Here is a 16,282-nt window from a genome sequence, read left to right on the forward strand (position 1 = left end):
GTGGGATCCGCGTCGTTGCGGACACCGCGCGGCGCCGGTGAGGATCGCAGGCATGGCAGCCCAGCGGGTCCTCGTCGCCCTCTTCGACGGCGTGCAGAGCCTCGACGTCACCGGCCCCGTCGAGGTGTTCGCCGGCGCCGAGCAGGCCAGGCCCGGCTCGTACACGATCCGCACCGGCAGCGTCGGGGGCGGCGCCGTCACCACGTCCAGCGGGCTGCGGATCACCCCCGACGAGGACCTGACCGGTGACCCGACCGGAGCGCCAGGCGCCGACGTGCTCGTCGTGCCGGGCGGCACCGGCACCCGCGCCGGCGACCCGCGGCTCGTCGCCTGGCTGCGCGCCGCCGCGCCGGGCGCGAACCGGGTGGCGTCGGTGTGCACCGGGGCGTTCCTGCTCGCCGAGGCCGGTCTGCTCGACGGGCGGCGCGCCACCACCCACTGGCGGCACGCGGGCGCCCTCGCCCGCCGCTTCCCGCGGGTCACCGTCGACACCGAGCCGATCTTCGTCCGCGACGGCGACGTGTGGACGTCCGCCGGGGTCACCGCCGGCATCGACCTCGCCCTCGCGGTCGTGGAGGCCGACCACGGCCGCGACATCGCCCTCACCATCGCCCGGCACCTGGTGATGTTCGTGCGCCGGCCCGGCGGGCAGCGGCAGTTCAGCGCGCAGCTGGCGGCGCAGGTCGCCGCCCGCGACCCGCTGCGGGAGGTGCAGCGGCACATCGCCGAGCACCCCGCCGGCGACCTGCGCGTCGACGCCCTGGCCAGGCTCGCGAACCTGTCGCCGCGACAGTTCAGCCGGGCGTTCACCGCCGAGGTCGGCACCCCACCCGGCCGCTACGTCGACCGGGTCCGCCTGGAGACCGCCCGCCGGCACCTGGAGGACGGCGCGTACGTCGAGGACACGGCGCGCGCCTGCGGCTACGGCACCGGCGAGGCCATGCGCCGGGCGTTCGTGCGGACGCTCGGGGTCACCCCGACCGACTACAAGGAGCGGTTCACATGCACCTGATCTTCGTCGTGTACGACGGGATGACCGCGCTCGACGCGATCGGCCCGTACGAGATGCTGTCCCGGCTGCCCGGTGCCACGGTCACGTTCGCCGGCGTGACGGCCGGCCCGGTGCGCACCGACACCGGCGCGCTGCGCCTCGTCGCCGACCGGGCCCTGGCCGACTGCGACGCCCCGGACCTCGTCCTCGTCCCCGGCGGGCCCGACGTGCGCGCGCAGACGTCGGACACGGCGCTGCACGCGTGGCTGCGCGCCGTGGACCCGGCGACGACGTGGACGACGTCGGTGTGCACGGGCTCGGTGATCCTCGCCGCCGCCGGCCTGCTGCGGGGCCGCACGGCAGCGTCGCACTGGCTCGCGCTGGACCTGCTGCCCCGCTACGGCGCCATCCCCTCACCCGAGCGGGTGGTCCGGGACGGCAAGTACGTCACCGGCGCCGGCGTCTCGGCCGGCATCGACCTGGCGCTCACCCTCGCCGCCACGATCGCCGGCCCGGACGTCGCCCAGTCGATCCAGCTCGCCACCGAGTACGACCCGCGGCCGCCGTTCACGGCCGGCTCGCCGCGGACCGCGCCGCCGGCGCTCGTGTCGCGGCTGCGGGCCAACCCCGGCCTGGTCATGTCCACGTAGACTGCGGGCGTGGCGTTCCGTGGCTGGCCCGCCGAGGCCCTCGACTTCTACGACGGTCTTGAGGCGGACAACTCCAAGACGTACTGGACGGCGCACAAGGCCGTCTACGACGACAAGGTCCGCGCCCCGATGACCGAGCTGCTCGCCGAGCTGGAGCCCGAGTTCGGCCCGGCGAAGATCTTCCGGCCGTACCGGGACGTGCGGTTCAGCGCCGACAAGTCGCCGTACAAGACGTCGTGCGCGGCGTCGTTCGAGCGTGGTGGCTACATCCAGCTGACCGCCGCCGGGCTCGCCGCGGGCGCCGGGGCGTACATGATGGACCCGCCGCAGTTGGCGAAGTTCCGCCAGGCCGTCGCCGACGACGCCAGCGGCGAGCGGCTCGCCGCGATCGTCGCCGACCTCGCCGCCCACGGCACCTCGGTGACGTCGCGGGAGCAGCTCAAGTCGGTGCCGCGCGGCTACCCGAAGGACCACCCGCGCGGTGACCTGCTGCGGCACAAGGGCCTGATCGCGTGGCACCAGTTCGAGCTGCGCCCGTGGCTGGGCACGGCGAAGGCGAAGACGCACGTGGTGACGTTCCTGCGCTCGTGCGCGCCGCTGCAGGAGTGGCTGGCCACGCACACCTGATCCCGGAGGACCCGAACGGTCCCCCGGGATCGGTCATGCGTTCAGCGGCGCTCCACCGCCGCAAGGACCACGTCGAACGGCGCGGCGGCGGCCCGGGCCGCCTCGGCGAGCTCGGCGGCCTCCCGCTCGGCGGCGTCCAGCCACAGCCCGCCCTCGGTCCGCATGGCCTCACGGGCCGCTGACGCGCCCGCCTCCCACGCGGCCTCCTCGGCGGCCGCCCGGACCAGCAGCTCCGGCGGCTCACCGACCGGCACCGCCGGCGGGTCCGCGAGGAGGTTGCCGGGCGGCACGACCACCACGGGCAGGCCGCCACCGACCAGGGTGGTCTGCCGCTGCGCCTCGAACGCCGGCGCGTCCGCGACCGCCTCGGCGTAGACGGCGGCGGTGCGCTCGGCGGTCGCCTGCCACGAGTGCCGGTCGCGGACCATCTGCCGGGCCTTCGACGCGAGCGCCTGGGCGAGCATCGGGTCCTGCAGCAGGGCGCTGACGGCGTCGGCGAGTCCGTCGGGCTCCCCGACGGGGAACCGGACACCGGTGACGCCGTGCTCGACGATGGACGCCAGCCCGCCGGTCGACGCGACTACCAGGGCGGCGCCGGATGCGGCGGCCTCCAGCGCGACGGTGCCGGTGGCCTCGTAGCGGCTGGGCATGACGAACGCGTCGGCGGCGGCCAGGACCGCGGCGAGGGTGCGCTGGTCGAGGTGGCCGGGGAAGCTCACGGCGCGGTGCAGCTTGCGCTTGCGGGCCTCCTCGATGAGCGCGGCCCGGTAGTCGCCGTCACCGGCGACCACGGCGCGGGTGCCGGGGTGCCGGTCGCGGATCGTCGGCAGGGCCGCCAGCAGGTCCTGGACGCCCTTCTCGGCGACGAGCCGGCCCGCGAACACCAGCAGCGGGCCCTCACCGGCGAAGCGGAGCCGGGCCGCGCGCACCTCGCGGGGCGTCGCGGTCCACAGGTCGGGGTCGATGCCGTTGGGCACCACGTCGACCCGGCCGGCGGGGATGTCGAACAGGTGCTGGACCTCCCACCGCAGGTAGTCGGTCGGCACGATCACCCGGCACGCCTCGGAGCCGAGCCACCATTCGACGGAGTGCACGGAGCGGCTCGCCTCGCCGGTGACATACCCCTGGTGCCGGCCCGCCTCGGTGGCCTGCATGGAGGCGACGAACGGCAGCCCGAGCGACTCCTTGAGGGTGACGGCGGCGTGGGTGACGAGCCAGTCGTGGGCGTGGATGACGTCGTAGCCCTCGTCGGGCACGGTGCGCCGCGCGGCCTCGGCGAGCAGGTGGTTGACGGCCATCGTGTGCTCGAGGCCGCCGGTGGTGTCGGCGGGCGGCGCGTCGGCGTGCACGACGCGGACGCCGTCGACGACGGTCACGTCCCCGGCGACGGCGGCGCCGACGGACGGGTCGTGCCGGGTGACGACGGTCACGGCGTGGCCGGCGGCCACCAGGGCGGTGGACAGTGCGGCGATACGCCCGCGGGGCGCATCATCGGTCGTCGGACGTTGGAATTCCCAGGCGATCATCAATACGCGCATAGCGGATACCTCTCGACGCCGACTGTCACCGTAGCGCGTTGCGGCGCTTGCGCGGAGCAGCTTCGCGGGCCAATTTCGTGGGCGGTGGTGTGGTGGATGATGCCGACTGCAACTTGCGGTTCTCCCTGATTACGGACCGTGCGTGCAGCAGCGCGGCGACCGAGCGGGCGGAGAAGGGGGCGCCCGTCGGGCGGTGCGGAGCGTCACCCTCTGCGATCTCGCTCACGGACCCGAGGCCGCACTCGGCGACGTGCGCCTCGGCGGCGGTGAGGACCGCGTCGACCGGCAGCCCGGCCGCCAGGCACGCCTCCACGTACGGGCCGAGCCACCACAGCCACACCGTCCCCTGGTGGTACGCGGTGTCCCGGGCGACGACCCCGCCGCGGTGGGTGCCGTGGTAGCCGTACTCGGCGGGGGCGAGGCTGCGCAGCCCGAGGGGGGTGAGCAGGGCGGCGCCGACGGCCCGCAGCACGTGCTCGCGCAGGTGCGCCTCGTCGGCGCCGGGCGCGTACGGCAGGCTGAACGCGAGGACCTGGTTGGGGCGCAGCACGGCGTCGTCGTGGACGCTGCCGCCGCCCTTCGGGTAGGCGGCCGGCTGGGCGTCCACGACGTCGAACAGCCAGCCGTCCGGTGCGCGGAACCGCTTCACGAACTGTGCCTTCACCGCGTCGCGGCGGGCCTGCACGACGGAGCCGTCGCGGCCGCAGCGTTCCCGCAGCGCGCCGACGGCGCCGAGCGCGTTGGCCCACAGGGCGTTGAGCTCGACGGGCTTGCCGTCGCGCGGGGTGATCGGGCCCCGCGGCAGGCGGGCGTTCATCCAGGTCAGGCCGGACTCGTCGGCGTCGATGACGAGCAGCCCGTCGGCGGGGTCGGCGCGCACCCCGTCGGCGGTGCCTTTCGTGTACGCGGCGATCACCCCCTCCAGCGCCGGCAGCAGCTCGGCGGCGAGGGCGTCGTCGCCGGTGCGGGCGATGTGCCGCTCGGCGGCGTGCACGAACCACAGCGGCCCGTCGGCGTCGCCGAGCGCCGCTCTCCCGGCCCCGGGGCGCATCCGCTCGGGCAGGTCGCGGTGCGCCCGCAGCAGCCGGGCGCCGTCGGCGAACCGGCCGGTGGCCAGGAACAGCCCCTCGTAGGCGGTCATCGTGTCGCGCAGGTAGCTGCCGAACCACGGGTACCCGGCGACGACCTCGGGCGTGCCGCCGGCGCCGGTGACGACGAACGTGTCGGCGGCCAGGACGAGGGCCTTGTCGACGGCGTCGCGGGCGCCGGCGGTGGCCGCGGTCCGCAGCAGCCGGCGGGCCCGGCGGCGGGCGGCGGCGACGACCTCCGGCGCGGGCGGCGGCACGGTGTCCAGGTCACCGGACCACGCCGACACCGACAGGGTCTCCCCGGCGGTGAGGGCGGCCTGGAACGTGCCGGCGGCCCACAGGTCCTCGACGGGGTTGAGGCCGCGGGCGGCCTCCTCGCGCGCGTACGCGTCCAGGTACCACTCGCCGACCGGCCGGAAGTCGGGGCCGTCGACGCGGTAGGTGTCCTCGACGGTGAACCCGCTGTCGCCGGCGAGCGCGACGGCGGGCGGCGGGGTGGTCCGGTCCCGTTCGACGTCGGCGTGCCGCCACGTGCACAGCGCCGTCAGCGTCAGCCGCACGGCGACCCCGGCGGGCGCGGCGACGAGCCGGTGCACCACGGCGACGCTGTTGCCGCCGTGGGTCATCGCCAGCTCGCGCTCCAGCACGACGTCGCCGACCCGCCAGCGCCAGCGGGGCACGCCGTCGGCGACCTCGAAGTGCTCCAGGTGGTGGTGGCCGGCCGGGTCGATCGCCCCGGACGCCCACTCGTGCACGGCGAGGCGCACCTCGGCGCCGCCGGGCAGGGTGAGGACCGGGTCGAGGGCGGCGAGCGCGAGGTGCCGCTGCGGCGTGACGAGCAGGCCGTGGTAGCGGCGCGTGCGCAGACCCGCGACCGTGCCGGTCGCGTATCCGCCGGTCCCGTCGGTGACGAGCCATTCGTGTTCGAACCCGGCCGCCGAGCCGCAGACATGGGGGCCGAACATCATGACCGATCCGGGGGGCATGTGCCCAACTATGATCTGAACTCCCTCGGTTGAAACGCGCGCCACGACGAAATTCGCGTGTGATTCATCCCAGCGGCATGTCAGGGCCACTGTCGGAGATCCGACGCGCAGTGCTGCACGATTCATTATTGGTGGCGTTGGGCATATGGCAGCCAGCTTCGCGCGTACTCGCGCGTGAACTTTCGACGCACGTAACACCGTGGCAACGCGGCATCGGTTGAACACCGGTGCCAGCCGATAGAGCAGGAGCTTCAGATGCAGGTGTGGCCGGGCAACCGGTACCCGTTGGGTGCTACGTACGACGGGCAGGGCACGAACTTCGCGATCTTCTCCGAAGTGGCGTCGGGCGTCGAACTGTGCCTCTTCGACGACAACGACGTCGAGGAGCGCATCAAACTCGTCGAGGTCGACGCGTTCGTGTGGCACGCGTACCTTCCCGGGGTCGAGCCGGGCCAGCGCTACGGTTTCCGCGTCCACGGTGAGTACGACCCGTCGCGGGGGCTGCGGTGCAATCCGCACAAGCTGCTGCTGGACCCGTATGCGAAGGCGATCGACGGCGACATCGCCTGGGACCCGGCCGTCTACGGCTACGACTTCAACGACCCGGAGCAGATGTCGACGGCGGACTCCGCGCCGTTCATGCCGAAGGCCGTCGTGGTCAACCCGTACTTCGACTGGGGCAACGACGCCGCGCCGCGGGTGCCGTACCACCACACCGTGGTCTACGAGGCGCACGTGAAGGGCCTGACGATGCGGCACCCGGAGGTGCCGGAGGAGCTGCGCGGCACGTACGCCGGCATCGCCCACCCGGCGATCATCGAGCATCTGCGCCGGCTCGGCGTGACCGCCCTGGAGCTGCTGCCGGTCCACCACTTCGTGCACGACCAGCGCCTGGTGGAGCTCGGCCTGTCCAACTACTGGGGCTACAACACCATCGGCTTCTTCGCCCCGTACCACGGCTACGCCCGGCGGCACCGCGGCCAGCAGGTCCAGGAGTTCCGCGGCATGGTCAAGGCGCTGCACGCGGCCGGCATCGAGGTGATCCTCGACGTCGTCTACAACCACACCGCCGAGGGCAACCACCTGGGCCCCACGCTCGGCTTCAAGGGCCTGGACAACGGCCACTACTACAAGCTCGAGGACGACGACAACCGGTACTACACCGACTACACGGGCACCGGCAACAGCCTCAACGTGCGCAACCCGCACACCTTGCAGCTCATCATGGACTCGCTGCGGTACTGGGTGACGGAGATGCGCGTCGACGGGTTCCGCTTCGACCTCGCCTCCACCCTCGCCCGCGAATTCTACGAGGTCGACCGGCTCTCCACGTTCTTCGAGGTCGTGCAGCAGGACCCGGTCGTCAACCAGGTGAAGCTCATCGCGGAGCCGTGGGACGTCGGCCCCGGCGGCTACCAGGTCGGCAACTTCCCGCCGCTGTGGACGGAGTGGAACGGCAAGTTCCGCGACACGGTCCGCGACTTCTGGCGCGGCGAGCCCGCGACCCTCAGCGAGTTCGCCAGCCGCATCTGCGGGTCGGCGGACCTGTACCAGGACGACGGCCGGCGGCCGTTCGCCAGCATCAACTTCGTCACGTGCCACGACGGGTTCACGCTCAACGACCTGGTGTCCTACAACGAGAAGCACAACGAGGACAACACCGAGGACAACCGCGACGGCGAGAGCCACAACCGGTCGTGGAACTGCGGCGTGGAGGGCCCCACCGACGACCCCGAGATCAACGCGCTGCGGGCCAAGCAGCGGCGCAACTTCCTGACCACGCTCATGCTGTCCCAGGGCGTGCCGATGATCGCCGCCGGTGACGAGCTGGGCCGCACCCAGGGCGGCAACAACAACGCGTACTGCCAGGACAACGACATCAGCTGGGTCGACTGGGAGAACGTCGACGAGCAGCTGCTCGCCTTCACCCGCGGGCTGGCCGCGTTCCGCGAACGGCACCGGGTGTTCCGCCGGCGGCGGTTCTTCACCGGCCGGCCCGTCACCCGGCACGAGGGCACCCCGATCCCGGACGTGGCCTGGTTCGCCACCGACGGCCGGCAGATGACCGAGGAGGACTGGGACAACCACTTCGGCAAGGCCCTGATGCTCTTCGTCAACGGCGAGTCGATCACCGAGCGCGGCTCGCACGGTGAGCGGCACGTCGACGACTCGTTCCTGCTGTGCTTCAACGCCCACTACGAGCCGCTCGAGTTCGTCATCCCGCAGCAGGACTACGGCAAGGAGTGGGAGCTGGTGATCGCGACCGCGCCCGGCTCGGCCCGCGGCGGCGTGTCGTACACCGCCGGCGGCACCCTCGTCGTGCCGGACCGGTCCCTCGTCGTGCTCGACCGGACGGTGTGAGCCGTGGTCGCGAACTTCCCGACCGGCACGTACCGGGTGCAGGTGCGCCCCGACTTCGACCTCGACGCGACCGCCGGGCTCGCCGGCTACCTGTACGACCTCGGCGCCAGCCACCTGTACTCCGCACCGCTGCTGGCCGCGACGCCCGGCTCCCCGCACGGCTACGACGTGGTCGACCCGACCCGGGTCAACCCGGAGCTCGGCGGCCCGGAGGCGCTGCGGCGGCTCGCCACCGCGCTGCGCCAGCAGGGCCTGGGCCTGGTCGTGGACATCGTGCCCAACCACATGGGGCTGTTCCAGCCGGCCGCGAACCCGGCCTGGTGGGACGTGCTCACGCACGGGCGGGAGTCGCGGTACGCGGACTGGTTCGACATCGACTGGGCCGCCGGCCCGCTCGTCGTGCCCGTCCTCGGCGACGAGGCCGACCTGGCGCGGCTGACCGTCGAGGACGGCGAGCTGCGCTACTACGAGCACCGCTTCCCGATCGCCCCCGGCACCGGCGGCGGCACCCCGCAGCAGGTCCACGACCGGCAGCACTACCGGCTCGTCGACTGGCGGCTGGGCAACCGGCTGCTCAACTACCGCCGGTTCTTCGCGGTGACGGAGCTGGCCGGGGTACGGGTCGAGGACCCGGCCGTGTTCGAGGCGACCCACGCGGAGGTGCTGCGCTGGGTCGCCGACGGCGACGTGCAGGGCATCCGGGTCGACCACCCGGACGGGCTGCGCGACCCCGGCGGCTACCTCACCGCACTGCGCGAACGGGCCCCGGACGCGTGGCTGGTGGTGGAGAAGATCCTGGAGCGTGGGGAGCCGCTGCCGCCGCACTGGCCGGTCGACGGCACCACCGGCTACGACGCCCTCGGCGAGGTCTGCGGCCTGTTCGTCGACCCGGACGGCGCGCCGCCCGTCGAGGGGCCCGGCTGGGACGAGGAGGCGCACGAGCAGAAGCTGGACGTGACCCGGCGGCTGTTCCCGGCGGAGCTGCGCCGTCTCGACGCGCTCGCCCCAAGCGTTGGAGCCGGCGCGAGCGCCGGCTCCAACGCTACAACGGAGACCCTCGGCGAGCTCGCCGCGAACTTCCACGTGTACCGCACGTACCTGCCGTACGGCCGGGCCGACTTCGACGCGGCCGTCGCCGAGACGAAACGCCGCCGGCCCGACCTCGCCGGCACCCTCGACGCGCTGACCCCGCGGCTGACCGACCCGGCCGACGAGCTGTGCGCCCGGTTCCAGCAGCTGACCGGCGCCGTCATGGCCAAGGGCGTCGAGGACACCGCCATGTACCGGTGGAACCGGTTCATCGCCCTCAACGAGGTCGGCGGCGACCCGTCCCGGTTCGGGGTGCCGCCGCAGGAGTTCCACGAGGCCGCCGCCCGCCGCCTCGAGCAGTGGCCGGCCGGCATGACGACCCTGTCGACCCACGACACGAAACGCGGCGAGGACGTGCGGGCCCGCCTGGCCGTGCTGTCCGAGGCGCCGGACCTGCTCATGCCCCTGTACGGGCGGGCCGGCATCCCCGACTTCTCGTTCGAGGCGCTGTTCTGGCAGACCGTCGTCGGCGCGTGGCCGATCGGCGCGGACCGGCTGCTGGCGTACCTGACGAAGGCCGCCCGCGAGGCGAACCGCTCCACCTCATGGGACGCGCCCGACGAGGCGTTCGAGGCGACATTCGCCGCCGCCGTGCGCCGCCTCGACGACGACGCCGCCCTGCGCGCCGACGTCGACGCGATCGTGCGGCGGATCCGGCCGTTCGGCTGGTCCAACGCGCTGGGCCAGAAGCTGGTGCAGCTCACCATGCCCGGCATCCCGGACGTCTACCAGGGCACCGAGCTGTGGGAGGACTCCCTCGTCGACCCGGACAACCGCCGCCCCGTCGACTTCGCCGAGCGCCGCGATCTGCTCGCCGCGCTCGACGCCGCGGCGGCGCCCCCGCCGGTCGACGACTCCGGCGTGGCGAAGCTGCTCGTGGTGAGCCGCGCCCTGCGGCTGCGGCGGGACCGGCCGGAGCTGTTCCAGCGCTACCACCCGGTGCCGGTCACCGGCGACGCCGCCGGGCACGCCGTCGCGTTCGACCGGGGTGGCGCCCTGACCGTCGCCACCCGGCTGCCGCTGCGGCTGGCCGCCGCCGGCGGCTGGGACGCCGAGGACCTCAAGCTCCCCGGCGGCGCCTGGACCGACGTGCTGACCGGCCGCGCCGTGGACTCCACCCGGGTCGGCGACATCCTGGCGACGTACCCCGTCGCGCTCTTGGTGAGGGAGTAGCTCGTGCACGAGTTCCGCGTCTGGGCCCCGGCGGCGGACACCGTCGGCCTGGCCACCGGCGGGTCGACCCTGCCCATGTCGCCCGACACGGGCGGCTGGTGGACGCTGACGCTGCCCGACGCCGGCCACGGCACCGAGTACGGGTTCGTCCTCGACGACGGCTCCGGCGGCCCTCAGGTGCTGCCCGACCCGCGCTCGCGCCGGCAGCCGCACGGCGTGCACGGTCTCAGCCAGGTGTACGAGCACGACCGGTACACCTGGAACGACGGCGGCTGGACCGGGCGCCAGCTGCCCGGCAGCGTCATCTACGAGCTGCACGTGGGCACGTTCACCCCCGGCGGCACGTTCGACTCGGCGATCGAGAAGCTGCCCTACCTGCGTGACCTCGGCGTCGACCTGGTCGAGCTGCTGCCGGTCAACACGTTCAACGGCGAGTGGAACTGGGGCTACGACGGCGTCGGCTGGCACGCCGTGCAGGAGTCCTACGGCGGCCCCGACGGCCTGAAACGCTTCGTCGACGCCGCCCACGCGCACGGGCTGGGCGTGATCATCGACGCGGTCTACAACCACTTCGGGCCGTCCGGCGCGTACACCCCGGCGTTCGGCCCGTACCTGTCGGCCGGCGCGAACACGTGGGGCCGGTCGCTGAACCTCGACGAGGCCGACTCCGGCGAGGTCCGCGCGTTCATCATCGACAGCGCCCTGCAGTGGCTGCGCGACTACCACGCCGACGGCCTGCGCCTGGACGCCGTGCACGCCCTCGTCGACCGCGGCGCCACGCACCTGCTGGAGGAGCTCGCGGTCGAGGTCGACGCCCTGTCGACCGCCGTCGGCCGGCCCCTGTCGCTGATCGCCGAGTCCGACCTCAACGACGCCCGGCTGGTCACCGCCCAGGAGGGCGGCGGCTACGGCCTGCACGCCCAGTGGGACGACGACGTCCACCACGCGCTGCACGCGCTGCTCACCGGCGAGCGGCAGGGGTACTACGGCGACTTCGGCTCCCCCGCCTGCTTCGCCAAGGTGTGGACGTCGGCGTTCTTCCACGACGGCACCTGGTCCTCGTTCCGCCGGCGCCGGCACGGCCGCCCGGTCGACACCCGCCGCATCCCCGGCCACCGCTTCGTGGTCTGCCTGCAGAACCACGACCAGATCGGCAACCGCGCGGTCGGTGACCGGCTCACCGAGGTGCTGTCCCCCGGCCTGCTGAAGGTCGGCGCGACGCTGCTGCTCACGTCGCCCTTCACCCCGATGCTGTTCATGGGCGAGGAGTTCGCCGCCCGCACCCCGTGGCAGTTCTTCACCAGCCACCCCGAGCCGGAGCTCGCCGGCGCCGTCCGGGAGGGCCGCCGCGCCGAGTTCGCCGAGCACGGCTGGCCACCCGGCGACGTGCCCGACCCGCAGGACCCGGCCACCTTCGAACGCTCCCACCTGGACTGGTCCGCCCAGGACCCGGCGATGCTGTCGGTGTACCGGTCGCTGATCGCGCTGCGCAAACGCCACCCGGCCCTCGCCGACCCGCGCCTGGACCTGGTCGAGGTCACCCACGACGACGGGGTGCTGCTGATCCGCCGCGGGCCGCACGTGGTGGTCGCCAACCTCACCGGCGACCCGCGCACGGTGCCCCTGTCGGCGGACTGCCTGCTCTTCAGCACCGACGACACGGTGCTCCTGCAGGCCGACACCCTGACGTTGCCCCCGGAGTCCGCCGCGGTCATCTGACGTCGCTCGGCCCCGCCCGGTGGGTCCGGTGCGGCCTAGGCGAGCCGGCGCAGCCGCCAGGTGACCTGCGTCCGCACGCCCGGGTCCGGGTCGGCGGCGAGGGGGCGCAGCGCGTCGGCGGCGCCGGGCCGGGCGAGGAAGCCGACGATCCCGGCGGCCGCGGCGCGGATCCCCGGGTCGGGGTCGGTGAGCAGGGACCGGGCGACGGCGTCGACGCGGGCCCGGTCGGGCTGGTTGCCGAGCGCCACCAGGGCGGTGTGCCGCAGGGCTCGGTCGCCCGCGTCGGCTCGCTGGTCTTGGTCGCCGCCGCCGTCGCCCGTCGGGGTGGGCGGCTGGAGCGCGGTGGCGGTCAGCTCGTCGAGGTCGGCGGGGTCGGCGGTGAGGCCGAGCGCCCACAGGCGGGTCAGCGGGCTGCCCGGGTGGGCGAGGATGTGCCGGCGGCTGCCCGCGGGGTCGGCGGCGACCAGGGCCTCGATCTCGTCGACCACGGGGTCGGCGCAGTCGCACACGGCGTCCATGGCGTGCAGGAGGTCGCGCAGCGTGCGGGCCATCCGCCGACGGTACCCGGGGGCACCGCCGGCGGACGCGTCGCGATCCGGTCAGGCGCGGGGCGGGATCTCCTGCAGCAGCCACGTGTTGCCGTCGGGGTCGGCGAAGTGGGCGTACAGGATGCCGCCGAGGTCGTCGACGGCGCCCATCGGCACCCCGCGGGCCAGCAGCAGCTCCCGGGACTTGTGGATGTCGGCGACGACGAGGTGCAGGCCGCGCAGCGTGCCCGGGGGCAGGTCGAGGCCCGGCAGGTCCTTGTACAGCACGATCGAGCACGCGGAGCCGGGCGGGGTCAGCTGGGTGACGCGGGCGCCGGTGCCGGGCTGGACGTCGTGGTCGAGGTGGAAGCCGAGCAGGTCCACGTAGAAGGCGAGCGCGCGGTCGACGTCGGCGACGGGCACCGGGACGAGCTCGAGGCGCATGTCGGGCACCGGCGGCAGCTCCACGCCCGCCAGGTACGTCTCGAGGGTGCCGAAGCCGGCCTCCAGGCCCTCCTTCATCCCCGACTGCAGGGCGGCGTCGCGGGCCTCCTTCGACGGGTACCGCACCAGCGTGGTGATCATCGTGTGGCTGCCGAACGCGGTCAGGGTCAGCGTGTTGAGCGTCTCCGGCCAGCCGGGTCCCCACGTCTCGGTGCTGACGACCCGCAGCGGGCGGTCGATCTCCTGGTAGGTGCCGGTCAGCACCAGCTCGGCGTCGCCGTCGCCGCGCAGCACGTAGCGGAACGCGCCGCCGGGGCGCAGGTCGATCTCGCAGACGTCCATGCGCCAGCCGGGCGGGCCGGCCATCCAGTTGGGCAGGTGCTCGGGCTTGGTGTAGCAGTCGAAGACCAGGGCGCGGGGCGCGGCGACGGTGCGCCGGATCTGGATGTCGGTGTCGCTGGGCAGCTCGAACGTGGTGACGCCGGGCTCATGCATCAGGCTCATCGGTGCCGTCCTTCTGTTGCAGGGTCTTGAGGTAGCTGTCGAGTCGGGCGTAGTTCTCGTCCCAGAACCGCCGGTACTGCTCGGCGAACTCCGTCACCGCGCGCATGGGTGCCGCCTCCAGCCGGCAGGGGCGCCACTGCGCCTCGCGGCCGCGGCTGATCAGGCCGGCCTGCTCCAGCACCCGCAGGTGCTTGGAGATCGCCGGGCCGCTCATGGCGAAGGGCGCGGACAGCTCCTTCACGGTCGCCTCGCCGCGGGTGAGCCGGGCGAGGATCGCGCGCCGGGTCGGGTCGGCGAGCGCCGCGAAGGTGACACTGAGCTGATCGGTGACCATCCGTTACCTCACCACTTGGTTATCTAACCTATCGGTTATTTAAGCGTGCCGGCGTACGGGTCGTCAAGCGGGTCCGGCGCGGCTCGGTCCCGGGCGCGTCTTCGCCGGGTGAGCTCAAGGACCGGGCGGTCGGGTAGCCTCACGGGGATGTTCGGCCACGTGGCGGCGTCCGCTTTCAAGTGCGGCTTCGGGGGGTTCCACAGCGTCCGGTCGGCGCGGCTGGAGCTCACCGTCCCCCGGCGGCAGGAGCTGGTCGACGTGTGGGCGGACCTCGCCGACGCCGAGGCCAGGTTCCGGCTCGGCTGGGGCGAGGACGGCCCCGTGGTCGACCGCGACGAGACCGACCCCATGGTGATCGCCGACACGGGCGCCGAGTTCGTCGGCCGTGACCCGCAGACCGGGGTCGCCGTCGCCAGCGTCGGGTTCGGCCGGGCCGGTAACGGGTTCATGGAGGTCGGCGGGCTCGTCCACCCGGCGTTCCGGCGGTTCGGGTTCGGCCGGGAGGCGCTCGACCTCGTCTGCGCGTTCGCGCACCAGCACTTCGGCATCGTCGAGCTGCGCGCCCGCTGCGAGACCGACAACGAGGCCAGCCGCCGCTGGCTGGCCTCGGCCGGCTTCCTGCCGCTGGAGGGCATCTCCATGCACACGCTGCCCGACGGCCGCAGCATGGCGACGATCCAGTGGCGGCGCCTGGACCCGACCGCGCGGCGCCGGTGCAAGCAGCCGTTCACCCCGGCCGAGTAGCCCCCGGGCTTCCTGGCACCTGACCCCGGGTCCGGCCCGGCTACGGCTTCTTCAGCGTCGCCTGCAGGGCGCCGACGACGCCGGCCAGCTCGGCGAGGAGGCCGCCGATGGTGCTGGTGTCGTTGCCGCCGATGGTGACGGCGCGCAGCTCCGCGGGCTTCGGCAGCTTCGCCACGATCTCGGGCAGGGCGTCGACGAGCTTGGCCTGGATGGCCTCGGCGGACTGGGTGTTGTCGATGTCGGCGCGCAGGCGTTCGCGTTCCAGGTCCAGCAGCGCGCGGTCGTGGGCGGCGCGGGCGCGGGCGGCCTCCACGGCCAGTTCGCCGTCGACGGTGAGGCGGCGCAGCTCGGTCTCGCGTTCGATGCGCAGCCGGCCGATCTCGGCCTCCTCGGCGGCCCGCTGCCGCTCCAGGGCCATCGCGTGGCGGGTCGTGGCGTCCTGCAGGTCGGCGAGGGCCCGGCTGTCCTCCTCCTGCCGCTGCGAGCGGCGCAGCTGCTCGCCGGCCTCCTGGTCGAACTGCAGCGCGGCGTTGCGGGCGCGCAGCTCGGCGAGCTCCCGGTCGCTCTCGATCTGCTGGGTCTGGCGCAGCCGGGACGCGGCCAGCTCGCGGGCGCCGATCGCCTCGTCGGCGGCGAGCTCGGCGAGGCGGGCGATGCGGCCCTGCTCGGAGCGGTACGGCTTCTGCAGGTTCTCCCACAGCCGCGCCGAGCTGACCACGGCCTCCTTGATCTGCACGGTGACGATGCGCAGGCCGAGGCCGGCCGAGGTGTTGGCGGCGGCGTCGGCGGAGGTGCCCTCGGCGACGGCGCGCAGGCGGGCGGTGAGCTCCTCGATGATCGGCTGCTTGTCGCTGAGGACGTCGCTGACGCCGAGGGTGGCGACCTTGTCCTTGATGGCGGCCTCGGCCTGCTCCTTGAGCTGCAGGTTGACCAGTCGCATCGGGTCCTCGGCGTCGCCGAAGTCGAGTTTGCGGTACGCGGTGGAGAAGTCCTCGATGATCCACTGCACGTACGCCTGGACGAGGACGCCCTGCAGTTCGCGGCAGATGCAGAAGGCGTTGATGAGGATGGTCTGCATCGCGCCGGGCACGACGAGATACGAGTCGGTCGCCGGGTTGTACCGGAACGACACGCCGAGCCCGACGTGCAGGGGTTCGCTGCGGCCGCGGCGGGTGTGCACGACGAACGCGTTCGGCGGGACGATCACGGTCTTCCACCGGCCGATCCCGGTGACCCGGACCTCGACCGCGTTCGGCGCGGGCTGGGCCGCCTGCTGCCGGTCCCGGCCGCGGGTCGGCCCGCCCGGGGCGGGCGCCTGCGCGGCCGGGGCCGGGGCGCTGCGTTTGGAGCGCAGGTCCGCCTCGAGGCGTTCCTGTTGTGCGACGACCTGCTGCAGGTACTGGTTCCCGCTCGACGACATCCGCCCGCTCCCTGACCGTGGGACTCACTGTGGGATTCCGGGCACCATCTTGGCCGCCCCCGTCAAGGGGCGGCCATCGAACGAGCG

At 73.7% G+C, this 16,282-nt stretch carries 13 protein-coding genes; 7 read left to right on the top strand and 6 right to left on the bottom strand.

Features of this window, described 5'->3' with window-relative positions:
• Positions 1–52: 52 nt before the first annotated feature.
• From OP18_RS11805 to OP18_RS11815, 3 genes are read left to right on the top strand one after another with little or no spacing between them, the layout of a single operon-like run.
• Positions 53–1,012, top strand: coding sequence for a GlxA family transcriptional regulator (locus OP18_RS11805; protein WP_033358826.1), 960 nt, complete (start codon positions 53–55; stop codon positions 1,010–1,012).
• Positions 1,003–1,641: a DJ-1/PfpI family protein gene (locus tag OP18_RS11810; RefSeq protein ID WP_033358827.1), complete on the top strand. Its 639-nt coding sequence runs from the start codon at positions 1,003–1,005 to the stop codon at positions 1,639–1,641. Before OP18_RS11805 ends, OP18_RS11810 begins: the two co-directional genes overlap by 10 nt.
• 9 nt (positions 1,642–1,650) lie before the next feature.
• Positions 1,651–2,268 carry a DUF2461 domain-containing protein gene (locus OP18_RS11815; RefSeq protein WP_033358828.1) on the top strand — a complete coding sequence of 206 codons (618 nt, stop codon included), beginning with the start codon at positions 1,651–1,653 and terminating at the stop codon, positions 2,266–2,268.
• A gap of 41 nt (positions 2,269–2,309) precedes the next feature.
• Here OP18_RS11815 and OP18_RS11820 read toward each other — a convergent pair whose 3' ends face one another.
• Together OP18_RS11820 and OP18_RS11825 are read right to left on the bottom strand one after the other, a co-directional pair.
• Positions 2,310–3,794, bottom strand: coding sequence for a glycosyltransferase family 4 protein (locus OP18_RS11820; protein WP_162189777.1), 1,485 nt, complete (start codon positions 3,792–3,794; stop codon positions 2,310–2,312).
• A 37-nt stretch (positions 3,795–3,831) separates the two neighbouring features.
• Positions 3,832–5,880 carry an amylo-alpha-1,6-glucosidase gene (locus OP18_RS11825; RefSeq protein ID WP_245635346.1) on the bottom strand — a complete coding sequence of 683 codons (2,049 nt, stop codon included), beginning with the start codon at positions 5,878–5,880 and terminating at the stop codon, positions 3,832–3,834.
• A 255-nt stretch (positions 5,881–6,135) separates the two neighbouring features.
• Between OP18_RS11825 and glgX the strand changes: the two genes are divergently transcribed.
• The 3 genes from glgX to treZ are packed head-to-tail and all read left to right on the top strand — an operon-like array spanning position 6,136 to position 12,222.
• The gene (gene glgX / locus OP18_RS11830) at positions 6,136–8,241 is read left to right on the top strand and encodes a glycogen debranching protein GlgX (protein ID WP_033358829.1); all 2,106 of its coding nucleotides are present in this window, start codon (positions 6,136–6,138) and stop codon (positions 8,239–8,241) included.
• Positions 8,242–8,244: 3 nt separating this feature from the next.
• Entirely contained in the window at positions 8,245–10,503 is a 2,259-nt protein-coding gene (gene treY, locus OP18_RS11835; protein WP_033358830.1) for a malto-oligosyltrehalose synthase, read from the top strand.
• Between the two features lie 3 nt (positions 10,504–10,506).
• Positions 10,507–12,222, top strand: coding sequence for a malto-oligosyltrehalose trehalohydrolase (treZ, locus tag OP18_RS11840; protein ID WP_033358831.1), 1,716 nt, complete (start codon positions 10,507–10,509; stop codon positions 12,220–12,222).
• A 35-nt stretch (positions 12,223–12,257) separates the two neighbouring features.
• Here treZ and OP18_RS11845 read toward each other — a convergent pair whose 3' ends face one another.
• The 3 genes from OP18_RS11845 to OP18_RS11855 are packed head-to-tail and all read right to left on the bottom strand — an operon-like array spanning position 12,258 to position 14,031.
• Positions 12,258–12,773, bottom strand: coding sequence for a HEAT repeat domain-containing protein (locus tag OP18_RS11845; RefSeq protein WP_033358832.1), 516 nt, complete (start codon positions 12,771–12,773; stop codon positions 12,258–12,260).
• Between the two features lie 48 nt (positions 12,774–12,821).
• Positions 12,822–13,697: an SRPBCC domain-containing protein gene (locus OP18_RS62305; protein WP_081970655.1), complete on the bottom strand. Its 876-nt coding sequence runs from the start codon at positions 13,695–13,697 to the stop codon at positions 12,822–12,824.
• Positions 13,681–14,031, bottom strand: a complete 351-nt coding sequence (locus OP18_RS11855; protein ID WP_033358833.1) for an ArsR/SmtB family transcription factor — start codon at positions 14,029–14,031, stop codon at positions 13,681–13,683. Before OP18_RS11855 ends, OP18_RS62305 begins: the two co-directional genes overlap by 17 nt.
• Positions 14,032–14,190: 159 nt before the next feature.
• Between OP18_RS11855 and OP18_RS52315 the strand changes: the two genes are divergently transcribed.
• Entirely contained in the window at positions 14,191–14,775 is a 585-nt protein-coding gene (locus OP18_RS52315; RefSeq protein ID WP_162189778.1) for a GNAT family N-acetyltransferase, read from the top strand.
• Between the two features lie 40 nt (positions 14,776–14,815).
• On the opposite strand, the gene OP18_RS11865 is transcribed toward OP18_RS52315, so the two are convergent.
• Entirely contained in the window at positions 14,816–16,195 is a 1,380-nt protein-coding gene (locus OP18_RS11865) for an SPFH domain-containing protein (RefSeq protein WP_033358834.1), read from the bottom strand.
• Positions 16,196–16,282 lie beyond the last annotated feature (87 nt).

The sequence above is a fragment of the Dactylosporangium aurantiacum genome (assembly GCF_000716715.1).
Lineage (GTDB): Bacteria > Actinomycetota > Actinomycetes > Mycobacteriales > Micromonosporaceae > Dactylosporangium > Dactylosporangium aurantiacum.

Coding starts and splice junctions, on each gene's coding strand:
- OP18_RS11865 (WP_033358834.1), bottom strand. CDS start 16,195: ATGTCGTCGAGCGGGAACCAGTACCTGCAGCAGGTCGTCGCACAACAG.
- OP18_RS11825 (WP_245635346.1), bottom strand. CDS start 5,880: ATGCCCCCCGGATCGGTCATGATGTTCGGCCCCCATGTCTGCGGCTCG.
- OP18_RS11855 (WP_033358833.1), bottom strand. CDS start 14,031: ATGGTCACCGATCAGCTCAGTGTCACCTTCGCGGCGCTCGCCGACCCG.
- OP18_RS11810 (WP_033358827.1), top strand. CDS start 1,003: ATGCACCTGATCTTCGTCGTGTACGACGGGATGACCGCGCTCGACGCG.
- OP18_RS62305 (WP_081970655.1), bottom strand. CDS start 13,697: ATGAGCCTGATGCATGAGCCCGGCGTCACCACGTTCGAGCTGCCCAGC.
- OP18_RS11805 (WP_033358826.1), top strand. CDS start 53: ATGGCAGCCCAGCGGGTCCTCGTCGCCCTCTTCGACGGCGTGCAGAGC.
- OP18_RS11820 (WP_162189777.1), bottom strand. CDS start 3,794: ATGATCGCCTGGGAATTCCAACGTCCGACGACCGATGATGCGCCCCGC.
- OP18_RS11845 (WP_033358832.1), bottom strand. CDS start 12,773: ATGGCCCGCACGCTGCGCGACCTCCTGCACGCCATGGACGCCGTGTGC.
- glgX (WP_033358829.1), top strand. CDS start 6,136: ATGCAGGTGTGGCCGGGCAACCGGTACCCGTTGGGTGCTACGTACGAC.